This window comes from Bacillus cereus group sp. Bce041, assembly GCF_052646455.1.
Genome location: NZ_JBQXON010000002.1, coordinates 721,487 through 736,477, shown reverse-complemented (window position 1 = coordinate 736,477; position 14,991 = coordinate 721,487). Strand labels below are relative to the sequence as shown.

The window sequence follows — 14,991 nt, the reverse complement described above, 5'->3', positions numbered from 1 at the left end:
GTGAGTTGTCGGCAAAAAACGATACTTCCTTTTCTTTATTACTAAATCAAATCAACTCCACTCAGCCTTATGATCACGAATAAACTTTATATCTTTCTCATAATGCTCTAGATGTCCTTCATCAATCATTCTTTGGAAATTCAAGTCGCCTTCTTGCGCTTTTCGTTTCATATATGTACATAATCCTTCTAATCGAAGCAACACCATTCCTAAGTAATCTTCATTCATATTTTTATCATAGGACTGAACGAACAAATTTATTCTCTCTTTAATACGATCTGCATGTTGCGATGAGTCATAATGAACAGCTTCACCGGATTCTGTATAATACACTCTACTTAAAGGCACACAAGTATAAAGTGTATAAGCGATATCCCATAGTCTTGGACCAGGAGCAGCAACATCGAAATCAATAATCCCTACTGGCTTCTCATTATTAAAAATAATGTTATATATGGCAAAATCATTGTGACATAAAACCTCAATGTTATTTGGAGTGTGATCCATCGGTTTCCAATCATCTAATAACGGAAAATCACTTACAGCATCATGGTAAAGGCGAAGTATCTTTGCGATTTCTTTTAATACATCATTAGATCGCATATATTCTTTTAAAGGATAATTGCCAGCTTCTCCTTCAATAAAGGATAAAATCTCTCTATCCTTTTCATCTACACCTAAAAACTTTGGAGCATAATGAAATTCTTTATTTTCTAAATGTTGCAATAACTTATGAATCTTTTCACTATTTGACTTTAACTCTCGCCGAACAGTATTTTCAGAACGATATACGCTTGAGACGTTTCCCCCTGTTAGCCTTTCTTCTTTAGCGTAGTTTGACATGTGAAAATTCCCCCTGTGATTAAAAAATCCAATTCCAAATAGTAAATAGACCAACAACGGCAGAAAAGAGAAGGGAAGCAAGCAATGCTAGACAGCAAAAAGGAACTAGCTTATCTTGCCATGTTTCTTTATACTCATAAATTAACTCCTCTGCTACTTTCTTCTGCACTGAAGATAAAGGTTGATCTTTATACAAACCTTTTATATGGTTAGAATCGCCTTTAAACTTTAAAGCACGTGCAATATGATGAGGACTATTTCCCATTGATTTTTCAAATAATAAACATGATTCATGCATAATGTCTGTTTTATCCCGCATTAACGGGCAGTAAGACCCCCACCTCAAAATTTAGCGAAAGCGAAGAAGTTAGGTGAGGGATCAACTGCCCGGAAAAGCCCGATTGGTTCAACTAATAATCAGTGGGGAATAAACAAAACCCCCACTGATTAAAGTTTCACTTTATGCTCCTCTAGATACCAGTAACGTCCAGCCATTTCTGGATATTGTAATGTATAATAAATATCTCCGAGTTTTTTTCGAAGATGTAATTCATTTGGGTATGTAAAGATGAGGCCATGCAATCTATCTCTTGCTTTTCCAAGATTATTATTTTCAATATCCTCTTCAATTCTTTTTAATGTTTTTCTAGGAATTTTATTGGTCATAAACTCCTCCTTATTTAGAATAGAGATAATTATATTTTATAAGAAATACTAAAAATTAGAAATTCTATTTTCGAAAAAGATTGTACATTTTATTTTAATGTGCTATGATGATGTCAGTTGAATAGTTAAATTAAGCAATCCATATGTTATCAAGTGCTGAAAACGAACGAGAAAAAGTATGTGAGAACTAGTTTATGTTTCGTATTTGATAATGTGTGGATTCTTTTTTTAGACAGGAAGACTAAAAAATTAAAAATTTGTATTTTCTTAGGAGGAAATAATCATGGCAGTAACAGGACAAGTAAAATGGTTTAACAACGAAAAAGGCTTCGGTTTCATCGAAGTTCCAGGCGAAAACGATGTATTCGTACACTTCTCTGCAATCGAAACTGAAGGTTTCAAATCTCTAGAAGAAGGCCAAAAAGTTAGCTTCGAAATCGAAGAAGGTAACCGTGGACCTCAAGCTAAAAACGTAATCAAACTATAATTTTATAGTTGATGATGGAAAAAAGGATGGCTAATGCCATCCTTTTTTTAGGTTGTGGAGAAAGTTTTCCCAGAGCTTGTTTTTATATCTAAATCTCTTTTTCTATGTTACAACGAGTGAAAAATTATCTGGAATGCGTATTAGTTTCTGTAGAAGAATTAGTTCAGCAAGAGCATTTGCTGCGTATGATAGTAAATAACTATAAATTTGTATTCTCTATTGAAATAGGGGAATCTTTTCCAGATAGACCTTGAGTAACATCTTTTTTGTTAGCATTGTTGTTGGAATTTTGTACGTTTTGAGATGATGTTTCTAACAGTTGTTCTTGTTCCTTACTAGGGGTATTCAGAGCATCTGAGGGGATGCTATTAACCTGCTGGCTTAATAGATTTTCTTTGTCCATAGTATACAGCTCCTTTTTGGAATTCGATAAAAAGCAATGTAATTATAAATAGCTACTTATATATATTGTGTTTTTGAATGACATTATATACAAAACTTATATTACAAAGTTAACTAATTAACGAATTGTTAGTGATGGATAAAGATGTACAAATTTGAAGTGTTTAATAAAAATTAAAAGCGGGTAACAAGTAATACTCTTTCTCATGTTTTATATAAGGATCATATTACAAATCAAAAAAGATGTAGAGAACCTTGGGAGAAAATATAGTTGTTTTTTTAGGGAGAAGAATAAATAAAATGATGCTACAAATGTAAAAAGGCAATCCATAAAGGAAGGCCTTTTATTGTTCTTGCTCTAATTTTTTCTTCTCACGTTTTTTACATTCTGGACATCTTGATTTACGAAACGGTTTAGCAAAGAATAGCAGAATGAAAAATAAACCAAATATAATACTAGCTGAGTTTTTCACGATAATGACGCTACTATTTTTCATTTGAATCGATGGTTGGATCTCTTTTTCCTCCATAGTGGCCCTCCATATATTGGATTTACATTTTAATTATAGCAAAGTTAATTGTTTTCATGATGTGAAAATAGGAAGGGATAATAAATATTTATAGGTAGTATAAATGCTGTTTTTATAACTTTAAAATTAAAACATTACTATATCGTGATTTTTTTATTTAACAAATGTTTGATAAATGATAAAAAATTGTAAAAAAGCGGAACTTGTAAGCTATTTCCTTTTCATAGATGCTAAAATTATATATGCAGCTGCTAATATAAATGGAAAAAAGGAGATAATGGAGTATGGAAAGTAAAGTGGAACGCTATGTCGAAAATTATGTTGTAACGAAAAATACGATGGCCTTACTTCCTGTTATTCTAAGTGAAAAGAAAATTGTTACGCGAGTCGTTGAAATGAATGATTCTTTTTTCGTATTTCAAAAACCTCTAGATATTATAGAAAGAAGTTGCCGCAAGCATGGCTCTAGTTTCTTAGGCAGAAAAGAAGGAACGAAAGAGTTAACTCATATTACACATAAAGCACCGATTGCGATTAGTCCAGCAGATCAACTTTATTTTTTCCCTACCTATTCTTACTCTAGAAAAGAGTGTGCTTGGTTGTCTCATTTTTATATTGAAAGTAATAAAGAATTAAAAGATGGAAATCTTATTATTAGATTTATAAATGGCTTTGCTGTGAAATTAGAGATATCAAAAACTAGTTTTGAAAATCAACAAAATCGTACAGCGAAATTACGTACTGAATATGAAGATCGTAGGAAAAAACAAGGGAATCCTTGTTTTAAAGAGGTTGATAAAAAAGAGGAATCAACATTAAGACCCGCTTATGAGAGTGTGTATTTTGTGAAGGAAGGCGAAGTGTGAAAGGATGGGGGAATCCCCATTCTTTTTTGTTTATCCTGTTATTTGTGGGCAGTAAGACCCCCGCCTCAAAATTCAGCGAAAGCAAAGAAGTTAAGCGGGGGATCAACAAAATCCCCACTGATTAAAGTTTCACTTTATCAGTCTTTGTAGGTAAGGCGATATATTAGAAAAACCGAGTTGTAATTGTTATATTTAGAAAATCACCATTGTAATTTCATTTACCGAAAAAATCAAAAAAACAATCTAAATAACAAAACGAATGACACGTCCTGTCGAATATTGATAGATTATCATAGCTAAATAATGAAGGAATTCTTATGAAAGATATGGAAACTTTAATAAATACATCTCCATATGTCGTATCTACCATTTCCTCTTTCATATAAGCAATGATACAGTAGGGATAGTATTTAGAGTAAAGGGGTAAAGTGTAGAATGGATTTTCAGACAATCAAAGAGTATTTTTCACCAGAAAATATGGATCATATTGTTGAGAGTTATAAAGCGTTCGGACCACTTCTTGGTATTGGTTTACCGATGATAGAGGCGTTGATTCCAGCATTACCGCTTATCGTATTTGTACTGGCGAATGCTGTTGCATTTGGCTTTTGGCTCGGTTTTCTTTATTCATGGCTTGGATCAGTAATGGGTGCATTACTTGTCTTTTTCATCATCCGCCATTTTGGTCGCAGTCGTTTCTTTTCGTTTGTAAATAAGCATGAGAGAGTACGAAAAGCAATGGGGTGGATTGAAAGGAAAGGATTCGCACCGATTTTTGTTATATTTTGTTTTCCGTTTACACCGTCAGCGCTCATAAATGTTGTCGCTGGTTTATCCCGAATTAGTGTAAAACAGTTTGGTCTAGCGTTAGCATTCGGAAAACTTGTGATGATTTTTATTTTAACGTATATCGGTCATGATTTAATGTCATTTATTCATAATCCGGTGAAATCAGTTATTGTAGCGATTGGTATTTTTATTTTATGGTATGTCGGTAAGAAAATCGAAGTAAAGTTAGAACTACATTAAGAATAGTCTTCTTTGTAAAGGAAAGCTTCAGTATTAAAGGATAAGGGGAGAAGCAGATGAAGAAAACTTTGAAAAAAGAAGGCATGGAGTGGATACGAACAATTTTAATTGGTGTATTATTAGCTGTATTTTTTCGAACGTTTTTCTTTTCAACGTATGTTGTAGAGGGGAAGTCAATGATGCCGACATTGCAAGATGGCAATATGCTAGTTGTAAATAAGGTGAGTTATCAAGTTGGGGACTTGAACAGATTTGACGTTGTGGTATTTCATGCGAATAAAAAAGAGGACTATGTAAAGCGGATTATCGGTTTACCTGGAGATCATATTGAATATAAGCAGGATAAGTTATATATAAACGGTCAATTTATTGATGAGCCGTATTTAGAGAAGTATAAGAAAGAGATAAACGGAAGGCAACTAACAGGCGACTTTACATTAGAAGAGTTAACGAAAGAAAAACTGGTGCCACCTGGGTTTATTTTTGTAGTAGGTGATAACCGGCTCGGGAGTTGGGATAGTAGACACTTTGGCTTTGTAAAAGCTGATACAGTCGTCGGTAAAGTTGATTTGCGATATTGGCCAATTCAAGAGGTGCAAACGAATTTTTCAAAAGGTTGATATAATAGATAGAAGTATAGAAAAAGGCAAACAACTCAGTTTGTCTTTTTTCGTGTCCTATAATACAATTATAGTAGCAAACTAACGTTCGTTATGTAAGTGAAAGGTGGGGTTACATGTCACTTCGATTTGTGATTGGTAGAGCGGGAAGTGGAAAAAGTACACTTTGTTTACGCGAAGTGCAAGAAGAGTTAAAACAACGCCCGAGAGGGAAAACAATATTATATCTTGTGCCAGAACAGATGACATTCCAGACGCAGCAGGCGTTAATTGGAAGTGAGGATGTAAGAGGTTCTATTCGGGCACAAGTTTTTAGTTTTTCACGATTAGCGTGGAAGGTACTGCAAGAAGTTGGCGGAGCGAGTCGTCTTCATATTGATGAAGCTGGTGTACATATGTTACTCCGTAAAATTGTAGAGTCTCGTAAAGATGGATTATCGGTGTTCCAAAAAGCAGCGGAGCAAAACGGTTTCTTTGAACATCTTGGTAGTATGATTGCAGAGTTTAAACGTTACAATGTAACGCCATCTAACGTATATGAAATGTGGCAACAATTAGATGCGCATAGTAGCAGTGCCGAACAAAAGTTACTAGCGAATAAAGTGTATGATTTACAGCTGTTATACGATGATTTTGAACGTGCTTTAATTGGAAAATATTTAGATTCAGAAGACTACCTGCAATTGCTAGTGGAAAAGCTTCCGCAGTCTGAATATGTAAATGGTGCGGAAATTTATATAGACGGATTTCATTCATTCTCCCCGCAAGAGTTAGAGATTGTAAGACAGCTTATGATTTGCGGAGCGAGAGTTACGATCACGTTAACGATAGATGAAAAAACGTTAGAGCAGCCAGTAAATGAACTCGATTTATTTTATGAAACGACGTTAACGTATGAAAAAATAAAACAAGTAGCGCGTGAAGAGAAAATAGAAATTGAAAAAACAATTCCACTTATGGAACAGCCGCGTTTTCATTCTCCGGCATTAGCGCATTTAGAAGCTCATTATGAAGCGCGTCCGAATGAAAAATTTAACGGTGAAGCGAGTGTAACGATTAGTACAGCTGCGAATTTACGAGCGGAGGTAGAAGGTGTTGCTCGTGAAATTCGTAAACTTGTTGCGGACGAAAAATATCGTTACCGGGATATTGCAGTGCTTCTTCGTAATGGGGAAAGTTATTACGATGTGATGCGAACGTTATTTACAGATTATAATATCCCGCACTTCATCGATGAAAAGCGCCCGATGTCACATCACCCATTAGTAGAATGTATTCGTTCTGCACTCGAGATTATTAGTGGGAATTGGCGTTATGATGCGGTGTTCCGCTGCGTGAAAACAGAGCTTTTATATCCATTAGACGTAAGAAAAGAAGCGATGCGTGAAGAAATGGATGAATTTGAAAATTACTGTTTAGCGTACGGTGTACAAGGAAAGAGATGGACTGCTGAAGATCCATGGATGTATCGCCGTTATCGTTCTCTTGATGATACGAACGGGATGATTACAGACAGTGAACGTGAAATGGAAGAGAAAATAAATAGGCTACGTGACGTTGTAAGAACACCTGTTATTCGCATGCAAAAAAGGTTAAAGCGTGCAGGAACAGTTATGCAAATGTGTGAAGCAGTTTACTTGTTTTTAGAAGAACTGGATGTTCCGAAAAAACTAGAAGAATTACGTATACGTGCAGAAGAAAGTGGAGATTTCTTATTTGCGACAGATCATGAACAAGTATGGGAAGAAGTAATGAGCCTTCTTGATACATTTGTAGAGATGCTTGGGGAAGAGAAAATGTCTCTTTCAATGTTTACTGACGTTATGTCGACTGGTCTTGAGGCACTTCAATTTGCTAACATTCCGCCGTCATTAGACCAAGTGTTAATTGCTAATATTGATCACTCCAGATTATCTGATGTGAAAGCAACGTTTATTATAGGTGTAAATGAGGGTGTCATTCCAGCAGCACCTATGGATGAAGGTATGCTTTCTGATGAGGAAAGAGAAGTTCTTGGTGCGGCAGGGATTGAATTAGCGCCAACGACGAGACAAACTTTGTTAGAAGAACAGTTCGTTATGTATCAAATGGTAACGAGAGCATCTGAGAAGTTATACATTTCATGCCCGCTTGCAGATGAAGAAGGAAAGACGTTACTTGCGTCTAGCTTTATTAAGAAAATAAAAAGAATGTTCCCTAATGTGAAAGATTCATTTATTACGAATGACGTAAATGATTTATCACGTTCAGAACAAATTTCATATGTAGCAACGCCAGAAGTAACGTTATCTTACGTTATGCAGCAACTACAAACGTGGAAGCGATACGGATTTGAAGGGAATTTAGACTTTTGGTGGGACGTATATAATTTCTACGTAACTTCAGATGAATGGAAACAAAAAAGTAGCCGCGTCTTATCAAGTTTATTCTATCGAAATCGTGCGAAGAAACTAAGTACAGCAGTAAGTAGAGATTTATACGGAGATATAATTAAAGGAAGCGTCTCTCGTATGGAACTATTTAACCGTTGTGCATACGCTCATTTTGCGCAGCACGGTTTATCGCTTAGAGAGCGTGATATTTTCAAGCTTGATGCGCCGGACATCGGCGAATTATTCCATGCGGCATTAAAGAAAATTGCGGACAAGTTATTGCGTGAAAACCGTACTTGGGCGGATTTATCCATAAAAGAGTGTGAGCATCTTTCTGTCTTAGTAATAGAAGAAATCGCACCGTTATTACAACGACAAATTTTATTAAGTTCAAACCGTCATTTCTATTTAAAACAAAAACTACAACAAATCATTTTCCGTACGTCAATCATTCTTCGTGAACATGCGAAGTCAAGCGGATTCGTACCAGTTGATTTAGAGGTGCCGTTCGGTATGGGAGGTACAGGGTCACTTCCGCCGATGGAATTCTCATTACCAAATGGTGTAAAGATGGAAGTAGTCGGCCGTATTGACCGTGTTGATAAGGCAGAAGATGAAAACGGGACGTTCTTACGTATTATTGATTATAAATCAAGTTCAAAAGCGTTAGATTTAACGGAAGTGTATTACGGATTAGCACTTCAAATGTTAACGTATTTAGATGTTGTTACTTCGAATGCACAGACGTGGATGAAAAAAGGCCACGCAGCATTACCAGCTGGTGTATTGTATTTCCATATTCATAACCCAATCGTTGAGATGAAAGGTGACGCATCTGAAGCTGAAATTGAAAAAGAAATTTTGAAGAAATTTAAAATGAAAGGACTCGTATTAGGAGATGCTGACGTTGTTCGTTTAATGGATAACAAACTTTCAACAGGAAGCTCAGATATTATTTCTGCTGGCCTGAAAAAAGACGGTAGCTTTAGTGCGCGTTCAAGTATTGCAAGTGAGCAAGAGTTTAACGTACTGCAAAAATATGTACACCATACGTTTGAAAATATCGGAAAAGACATTACAGAAGGTGTTATCGATATTGCTCCTTATAAAATGGGGAATAAAGCGGCATGTACGTTCTGTAACTTCAAATCTGTTTGTCAGTTTGATGAGTCACTGGAAGATAATCAGTTCCGATCGTTAAAAGATATGAAAGATAGCGAAGCGATGGAGAAAATAAGAGAGGAGGTTGGCGGAGAATGATAGAAAATTGGCCTAAAAAACCAGAAGGTAGTCAATGGACAGATGACCAGTGGAAAGCTGTTGTAGCTAACGGACGTGATATTTTAGTTGCTGCTGCAGCTGGATCAGGTAAAACAGCGGTATTAGTTGAACGTATTATTAAAAAGATTATTAATGAAGAGAATCCAGTCGATGTCGACCGCCTGCTCGTTGTAACATTTACGAATGCAGCAGCACAAGAGATGAAAAACCGAATCGGAGAAGCGTTAGAAAAGGTATTAATTGATGAACCAGGCTCTCAACACGTAAGAAAGCAGCTGAGCCTATTAAATAAAGCTTCCATTTCAACAATTCACTCATTCTGTTTACAAGTAATTAGAGGATATTACTACATGCTTGATGTTGATCCTCGTTTCCGTATTGCGAATCAAACAGAAAATGAATTGTTAAAAGAAGAAGTGCTAGATGACATATTAGAAGAAGAGTATGGCATCGAAGATAATACGATATTCTTTGAACTCGTTGATCGTTATACGAGTGACCGTAGTGATGATGACTTACAACGTATGATTTTAGCGCTTCATACAGAATCAAGAGCGCATCCAAATCCGGAAAAATGGCTTGATAAATTAGTAGAAGCATATGACGTAGAAGGAAAGACAATTGAGGATTTAGTATATGCTTCTTATTTATTAGAAGATGTGAAATTCCAGCTTGAAACAGCGGAACAGCATATTCGTAAGGCAACTGAACTCGCAATGCTTCCTGACGGTCCAGCGCCTCGCATTGAAACCCTGCAAGCAGATGTAGCATTACTTGGAACGCTATCATCAGCTGCTCGTGAGTCGTGGACAAGTGTGTATGAAGCGATGCAAAACGTATCGTGGCAAACGTTAAAGCGTATTAAGAAAAGTGATTACAATGAAGATGTTGTAAAACAAGTAGACTCTCTTCGTAATAAAGCGAAAGATGAAGTGAAGAAATTACAAGAAGAGTTATTTAGCCGCAAACCTGAAAGTTTCTTACGAGATTTTCAAGATATGCACCCAGTATTAGAAAAGCTTGTTCAACTTGTAAAAGTATTTACAGAGCGTTTCCAAGCGATGAAGCGAGATAAAGGAATGGTCGATTTCACAGATTTAGAGCATTTCTGTTTACAAATTTTAAGTGAACAAAGTGAAAATGGTGAAATGAATCCGTCAGCAGTGGCGCTCCAATATCGTAATAAATTTGCTGAAGTATTAGTCGATGAATATCAAGACACGAACTTTGTACAGGAATCCATTATTAAATTCGTAACGAAAGATTCTGAGAGTGAAGGAAACTTGTTCATGGTTGGTGACGTAAAGCAGTCGATTTATCGTTTCCGACTAGCCGAGCCAGGCTTATTCCTAGGAAAGTATAAACGTTTCACACAAGAAGGATTGGGCGGCGGAATGAAGATTGACTTAGCGAAAAACTTCCGTAGTCGTCATGAAGTACTAGCAGGTACGAACTTTATTTTTAAACAAATTATGGGCGAAGAAGTTGGGGAAATTGACTACGATGCTGACGCTGAACTAAAGCTAGGTGCTACCTATCCAGAAGGTGAAGATGTAGCAGCAGAATTATTATGTATTCAGCAAACGGAAGAAGAAGTAATAGACGGTGAAGAAGGTGCAGAAGTCGAAAAAGCACAGCTTGAAGCTCGCCTTATGGCGCAGCGCATTAAAGCGATGGTTGATTCCGGTTATGAAGTGTATGACCGTAAAAATGATAGTATGCGTCCGGTGCAATATCGCGATTTCGTTATTTTACTTCGCTCCATGCCGTGGGCCCCGCAAATTATGGAAGAGTTAAAATTACAAGGAATTCCAGTATACGCTGACCTCGCGACTGGTTATTTTGAAGCGACGGAAGTAAATATTATGATGAACGTATTCCGCGTTATTGATAATCCGATGCAAGATATTCCGCTTGCCGCTGTACTTCGTTCCCCAATCGTTGGATTGAGCGATGAAGAACTTGCAACGCTTCGTGCTCATGGAAAGAAAGGCTCGTTTTATGAAGTAATGAGCTCATTCTTAAAAGGGGCACCGCTTGAAGAGGAGCAAGAACTTCATGATAAATTAGAGTGGTTTTATAACTTATTGCAAGGATGGCGTGAATTCGCCCGTCAACAATCACTTTCTGATTTAATTTGGAAAGTGTACGGTGAGACAGGTTATTACGACTTCGTTGGCGGTTTACCAGCTGGAAAGCAAAGGCAGGCAAACTTACGCGTACTATATGACCGCGCAAGACAATATGAAGCAACATCATTTAGAGGATTATTCCGCTTCTTACGTTTTATTGAACGTATTTTAGAACGCGGTGATGATATGGGTACGGCGAGGGCCCTCGGTGAACAAGAAGACGTTGTTCGCATTATGACGATTCATAAAAGTAAAGGGCTAGAGTTCCCGGTCGTATTTGTAGCTGGACTCGGTCGTCGTTTTAATACACAAGACTTAATGAAACGTTTCTTATTGCATAAAGATTTCGGTTTCGGTTCGCAATTTATCGATCCGCGTAAACGAATTAAATATACAACATTATCACAGCTTGCGATTAAGCGTAAAATGAAAATGGAATTAATTGCGGAAGAAATGCGCGTACTATACGTAGCATTGACGCGTGCGAAAGAGAAGTTAATTTTAATCGGAACAGTTAAGGATGCAAATAAGGAAATGGAAAAATGGCTTGATGCGAGGGAACATAGTGAATGGTTATTACCAGATCACATACGTGCCGGAGCGTCTTGTTATTTAGACTGGATTGCACCTTCATTATATAGACACCGTGATAGTGAAATGCTTCTTGAATTAGGACAAGGAAGTATTCCAGATGAAATTTACGGATATGACACTAGCTGGAAAGTAGAAGTTGTGGACGGTAACACACTACTTGCACCAGAGCCAGTTCAAGAAGAGAAACAAGAATTGTTAGAAGCGCTTCGTGAGAAAAAGGCTGTTCCCCTGCAAAGTGAACGGAAAGAAGAAGTGTACGACAGATTAATGTGGAAGTACGGATATGAGGATGCGACATCTCATCGTGCGAAGCAATCTGTTACAGAAATAAAGAGAAATTATCAATCTGAAGAAGGTAGCGATAACGCCTTTATTAAAAAACTACGTGCACCAATTAAAACACGCCCGCGCTTTATGGAGAAAAAAGGGTTAACGTACGCAGAGCGCGGAACAGCAGTCCATGCCGTTATGCAGCATGTTGATTTGAAGAAGCCGATTACGGTTGAAGTTCTTCAAGAGCAAATTGCTGGAATGGTAAATAAGGAATTATTAACATTCGAGCAGGCGGAAGAAATAGCGATTGAAAAAGTAATTTCATTCTTTGACAGTGACTTAGGTAAAAGGGTATTAGCGGCGAAAAGTGTTGAGCGTGAAGTACCATTTACGATGATGCTTGCAGCAGAAGAAGCATATCAAGATTGGCAAGGGAAGAGTGAAGAAACGATTCTTGTCCAAGGGGTTATCGACTGCATGATTGAAGAGGAAGATGGCATTACGTTAATCGACTTTAAAACAGATACGATTGAAGGGAAATTCCCAGGCGGATTCGAACAAGCGAAACCAATTTTAGAAGATCGATATAAAGTGCAGCTTTCGTTATATGCAAAAGCACTGGAGAAAAGCTTACAACATCCTGTAAAAGAGAAATGTTTATACTTCTTTGATGGGAATCACGTTGTAAATATTGAAGAATAGAGGGGCTTGAAAATGGTAACGGAAAAAACGTTAAGAACTTGTGAACAGGGACACGAGTACTATAAAAGTAGCGATTGTCCAACTTGCCCAGTCTGTGAGAAAGAGAGAAAACCAAAAGAAGGTTTTCTCTCTCTTCTTTCAGCGCCAGCAAGAAGGGCATTAGAGCACCGTGGAATTCAAACTGTAGAAGAACTCTCAAAATATAGTGAAAAAGAAATTTTAAAACTGCATGGTATGGGACCTGCGTCTTTGCCGAAGCTTAGGAAGGCTTTGGAGGAGAGTGGGTTATCATTTAAATAAAATGAAATAGTGCCTCTTCACTACTTATGTGTTTATACCACTATTTGTGGACAGTGAAGCTCTTGCTTATTAAAATTTCATTTTAATAATTTTGAATTACATAAAAGAAAAAAGTAGGAGAATATCTCCTACTTTTTTTACGCTGTTCCAATCTGATCTTGATCTGCCACATCAGAATCAAATGTATTCGTTGCACTAACACCGTTAAACGTATTCACGACAAACCCAACATTGGAAGCTCCAGATCCGTTATAGGCTTTCGTGTTTTCTTTCGGAGATACGTTATAAAAATCTCCTAAGTTGAAAGAGCCGTTACTGTTTTGCACGACGAGATTTCCTACAACTGAAGGCATACCATCCACCTACTTTACTAAGCTTTTTAATTACTATATGAATTATTGTGCGGAAGGTTCATCCGTAATATATTGGCGGATTTGTATAATACGAGAGTTATTAAAACCATAATCAACATTTCCAATTTGAAAGCAACCAGAATTTAAAAGTGTCCGCAATTCAACGTTATTCACTTCAATAAAAGGGCATTCATTTACAATATTTAATTTTACATCTGTCGTTCGTTTTGGAATTGTAATGTGTTCATCTGTAAAGATTTCAAAAGCATCAAAGCGACCTTCTCCCCGTATATAAAAAGGAATTTCACGGTGGACGGCAATAGCTCTACTTTTTAATTCCATTTGGTTTGCATCTCCAACTTGAAATACGGCAGTAATCCCTAAAGAAATAATAGAAACATTTTGGACAATGGACACATGATGCAACATAATTTTTCAGTCTCCTTAACCTGGAGTAGGGGGGACATCTGTTACTAATGGTACAAATGGACCCTCTGTAACTGTTTCAAATGGTGTATCGAGAATAGAAGATAGAATGAGGAGATTTGCATCTCCAATTAAAAAGAGTGCGGACGACGATACACCGTTCATTTTAATCTGTCCGACTTTTAACTCACGGTTTACAACGTTAAGGTTCATACATACTTACTCCTTTCGGAAATTTCCCGGTATGTGCTGAATAAAGGAGAGAAAGGCTTTGTCAATATCTTGTTTCATTGCCTGAATAATGATATCTCGTAAATAATCTGGATCTGTTGAAATACCTTCATATGATTGCGCTTGTGATAAATAATAAGGGAGTCGATGCTCCATCTGTTTTTTTATGTCATCCACCATCATTTGTCGATACATTTCATCAAGCGGTGTTCTCTCTTCTTGTTCAAAATGGAGAATACGATTATATGCTTCTTCATCTAAGTATCGATGCATTTCTTGGAGGATACCTTGATAAAAGTCTGGGTTTGTTTCGGTTTCAGGGTTTACCTTCAATGTTTCTGTATCCACTTGAAAATCTTCAATTTGTTGTCCTTTTGCTGAAAATGGGTTTAAACCAATATTTAAAGTACCATTTAAATTTTCGACTTTTAATTGATCGAATTTGTATTCCACTTTTCCTACAGAAGAGGAGGGGCGATTTTTTAATTCGTTAAGCTCTTCTTGGAGTTGGCGCACTTGATCTTCTAAATTTAGGATGGCTGCTTGTTGTGTTTGAAGAGCTTGTTGAAGTTGGTGTAAGTAAGTATATATATCTTGATTCATTTGTGAAACCTCCTTTTCAATAGGGAGGGTAAAAATATTCCTGCTATATATTTATGACAAGGATGTCTTAAGAAGAACTAGTTGATGGTTTGATAGAAATAATTTGTCCTTTCGCCTGTAATGGGCGAAGCGGTTCCGTAAATCCGCCCGTATTTGAAAATTTAGATAGGGCTTTAATACTTCCGGCAGTACCAATTTGGAACACAGAAGAGGTTGTAATGCTATCAATTTTAATACTGTTGATGATGATACTTTGGTTTACATAAAAATTCAATGCAATT

Annotated in this window: 15 protein-coding genes and 2 pseudogenes; 7 read left to right on the top strand and 10 right to left on the bottom strand. The window is 36.7% G+C overall.

Annotated features, from left to right (window positions below; genetic code table 11):
- Window positions 1-51: 51 nt before the first annotated feature.
- The 3 genes and pseudogenes from ACUN13_RS09795 to ACUN13_RS09785 form a co-directional block, all read right to left on the bottom strand.
- A complete protein-coding gene (locus ACUN13_RS09795; RefSeq protein ID WP_075677598.1) occupies window positions 52-843 on the bottom strand; it encodes a phosphotransferase in 792 nt (263 codons plus the stop codon).
- 19 nt (window positions 844-862) lie between these two features.
- A pseudogene (locus ACUN13_RS09790) lies at window positions 863-1,153 on the bottom strand (DUF6584 family protein); the annotation flags it as partial.
- Between the two features lie 152 nt (window positions 1,154-1,305).
- A pseudogene (locus tag ACUN13_RS09785) lies at window positions 1,306-1,509 on the bottom strand (DUF6584 family protein); the annotation flags it as partial.
- Window positions 1,510-1,792: 283 nt separating this feature from the next.
- On the opposite strand from ACUN13_RS09785, the gene cspA reads away from it, so the two are divergent.
- On the top strand, window positions 1,793-1,996 hold the full coding sequence (cspA, locus tag ACUN13_RS09780) for an RNA chaperone/antiterminator CspA (RefSeq protein ID WP_000301522.1): 204 nt from the start codon (window positions 1,793-1,795) through the stop codon (window positions 1,994-1,996).
- A gap of 199 nt (window positions 1,997-2,195) precedes the next feature.
- Here cspA and ACUN13_RS09775 read toward each other — a convergent pair whose 3' ends face one another.
- A complete protein-coding gene (locus ACUN13_RS09775; protein ID WP_000356912.1) occupies window positions 2,196-2,399 on the bottom strand; it encodes a hypothetical protein in 204 nt (67 codons plus the stop codon).
- Window positions 2,400-2,742: 343 nt separating this feature from the next.
- A complete protein-coding gene (locus ACUN13_RS09770; RefSeq protein WP_075677594.1) occupies window positions 2,743-2,928 on the bottom strand; it encodes a hypothetical protein in 186 nt (61 codons plus the stop codon).
- Window positions 2,929-3,212: 284 nt separating this feature from the next.
- Here ACUN13_RS09770 and ACUN13_RS09765 point away from each other — a divergent pair, with 284 nt between their 5' ends.
- From ACUN13_RS09765 to ACUN13_RS09740, 6 genes are all read left to right on the top strand, one after another.
- Window positions 3,213-3,794 (top strand): competence protein ComK, encoded by a 582-nt coding sequence (locus ACUN13_RS09765; protein ID WP_000444443.1) that lies wholly within the window; start codon window positions 3,213-3,215, stop codon window positions 3,792-3,794.
- 435 nt (window positions 3,795-4,229) lie between these two features.
- Complete coding sequence (locus ACUN13_RS09760) at window positions 4,230-4,823, top strand: TVP38/TMEM64 family protein (protein ID WP_000347517.1); 594 nt, start codon at window positions 4,230-4,232, stop codon at window positions 4,821-4,823.
- Window positions 4,824-4,879: 56 nt separating this feature from the next.
- The gene (lepB, locus tag ACUN13_RS09755) at window positions 4,880-5,443 is read left to right on the top strand and encodes a signal peptidase I (protein ID WP_000751919.1); all 564 of its coding nucleotides are present in this window, start codon (window positions 4,880-4,882) and stop codon (window positions 5,441-5,443) included.
- A 116-nt stretch (window positions 5,444-5,559) separates the two neighbouring features.
- A complete protein-coding gene (addB, locus tag ACUN13_RS09750; RefSeq protein WP_257115925.1) occupies window positions 5,560-9,075 on the top strand; it encodes a helicase-exonuclease AddAB subunit AddB in 3,516 nt (1,171 codons plus the stop codon).
- Window positions 9,072-12,797: a helicase-exonuclease AddAB subunit AddA gene (gene addA / locus ACUN13_RS09745; RefSeq protein WP_000572298.1), complete on the top strand. Its 3,726-nt coding sequence runs from the start codon at window positions 9,072-9,074 to the stop codon at window positions 12,795-12,797. The genes addB and addA overlap by 4 nt, the downstream gene beginning before the upstream one ends.
- A 12-nt stretch (window positions 12,798-12,809) precedes the next feature.
- Window positions 12,810-13,097 (top strand): RNA polymerase alpha subunit C-terminal domain-containing protein, encoded by a 288-nt coding sequence (locus tag ACUN13_RS09740; protein ID WP_000255728.1) that lies wholly within the window; start codon window positions 12,810-12,812, stop codon window positions 13,095-13,097.
- Window positions 13,098-13,234: 137 nt separating this feature from the next.
- Here the strand turns inward: ACUN13_RS09740 and gerPF are convergent, their stop codons facing one another.
- The 5 genes from gerPF to gerPB all read right to left on the bottom strand — a co-directional run bounded on the left by gerPF (window position 13,235) and on the right by gerPB (window position 14,984).
- A complete protein-coding gene (gene gerPF, locus ACUN13_RS09735) occupies window positions 13,235-13,450 on the bottom strand; it encodes a spore germination protein GerPF (protein WP_001141566.1) in 216 nt (71 codons plus the stop codon).
- Window positions 13,451-13,492: 42 nt separating this feature from the next.
- Complete coding sequence (locus tag ACUN13_RS09730) at window positions 13,493-13,879, bottom strand: spore germination protein GerPE (RefSeq protein ID WP_000902324.1); 387 nt, start codon at window positions 13,877-13,879, stop codon at window positions 13,493-13,495.
- 15 nt (window positions 13,880-13,894) lie between these two features.
- Window positions 13,895-14,089: a spore germination protein GerPD gene (gene gerPD / locus ACUN13_RS09725; RefSeq protein ID WP_001052807.1), complete on the bottom strand. Its 195-nt coding sequence runs from the start codon at window positions 14,087-14,089 to the stop codon at window positions 13,895-13,897.
- 6 nt (window positions 14,090-14,095) lie between these two features.
- A complete protein-coding gene (gene gerPC / locus ACUN13_RS09720) occupies window positions 14,096-14,710 on the bottom strand; it encodes a spore germination protein GerPC (RefSeq protein ID WP_001070760.1) in 615 nt (204 codons plus the stop codon).
- 67 nt (window positions 14,711-14,777) lie between these two features.
- Window positions 14,778-14,984: a spore germination protein GerPB gene (gene gerPB / locus ACUN13_RS09715; RefSeq protein WP_001012508.1), complete on the bottom strand. Its 207-nt coding sequence runs from the start codon at window positions 14,982-14,984 to the stop codon at window positions 14,778-14,780.
- Between the last annotated feature and the right edge of the window lie 7 nt (window positions 14,985-14,991).

Coding starts and splice junctions, on each gene's coding strand:
- addB (WP_257115925.1), top strand. CDS start 5,560: ATGTCACTTCGATTTGTGATTGGTAGAGCGGGAAGTGGAAAAAGTACA.
- gerPC (WP_001070760.1), bottom strand. CDS start 14,710: ATGAATCAAGATATATATACTTACTTACACCAACTTCAACAAGCTCTT.
- ACUN13_RS09775 (WP_000356912.1), bottom strand. CDS start 2,399: ATGGACAAAGAAAATCTATTAAGCCAGCAGGTTAATAGCATCCCCTCA.
- ACUN13_RS09770 (WP_075677594.1), bottom strand. CDS start 2,928: ATGGAGGAAAAAGAGATCCAACCATCGATTCAAATGAAAAATAGTAGC.
- gerPD (WP_001052807.1), bottom strand. CDS start 14,089: ATGAACCTTAACGTTGTAAACCGTGAGTTAAAAGTCGGACAGATTAAA.
- ACUN13_RS09740 (WP_000255728.1), top strand. CDS start 12,810: ATGGTAACGGAAAAAACGTTAAGAACTTGTGAACAGGGACACGAGTAC.
- cspA (WP_000301522.1), top strand. CDS start 1,793: ATGGCAGTAACAGGACAAGTAAAATGGTTTAACAACGAAAAAGGCTTC.
- ACUN13_RS09795 (WP_075677598.1), bottom strand. CDS start 843: ATGTCAAACTACGCTAAAGAAGAAAGGCTAACAGGGGGAAACGTCTCA.
- ACUN13_RS09765 (WP_000444443.1), top strand. CDS start 3,213: ATGGAAAGTAAAGTGGAACGCTATGTCGAAAATTATGTTGTAACGAAA.
- gerPF (WP_001141566.1), bottom strand. CDS start 13,450: ATGCCTTCAGTTGTAGGAAATCTCGTCGTGCAAAACAGTAACGGCTCT.
- ACUN13_RS09730 (WP_000902324.1), bottom strand. CDS start 13,879: ATGTTGCATCATGTGTCCATTGTCCAAAATGTTTCTATTATTTCTTTA.
- ACUN13_RS09760 (WP_000347517.1), top strand. CDS start 4,230: ATGGATTTTCAGACAATCAAAGAGTATTTTTCACCAGAAAATATGGAT.
- addA (WP_000572298.1), top strand. CDS start 9,072: ATGATAGAAAATTGGCCTAAAAAACCAGAAGGTAGTCAATGGACAGAT.
- lepB (WP_000751919.1), top strand. CDS start 4,880: ATGAAGAAAACTTTGAAAAAAGAAGGCATGGAGTGGATACGAACAATT.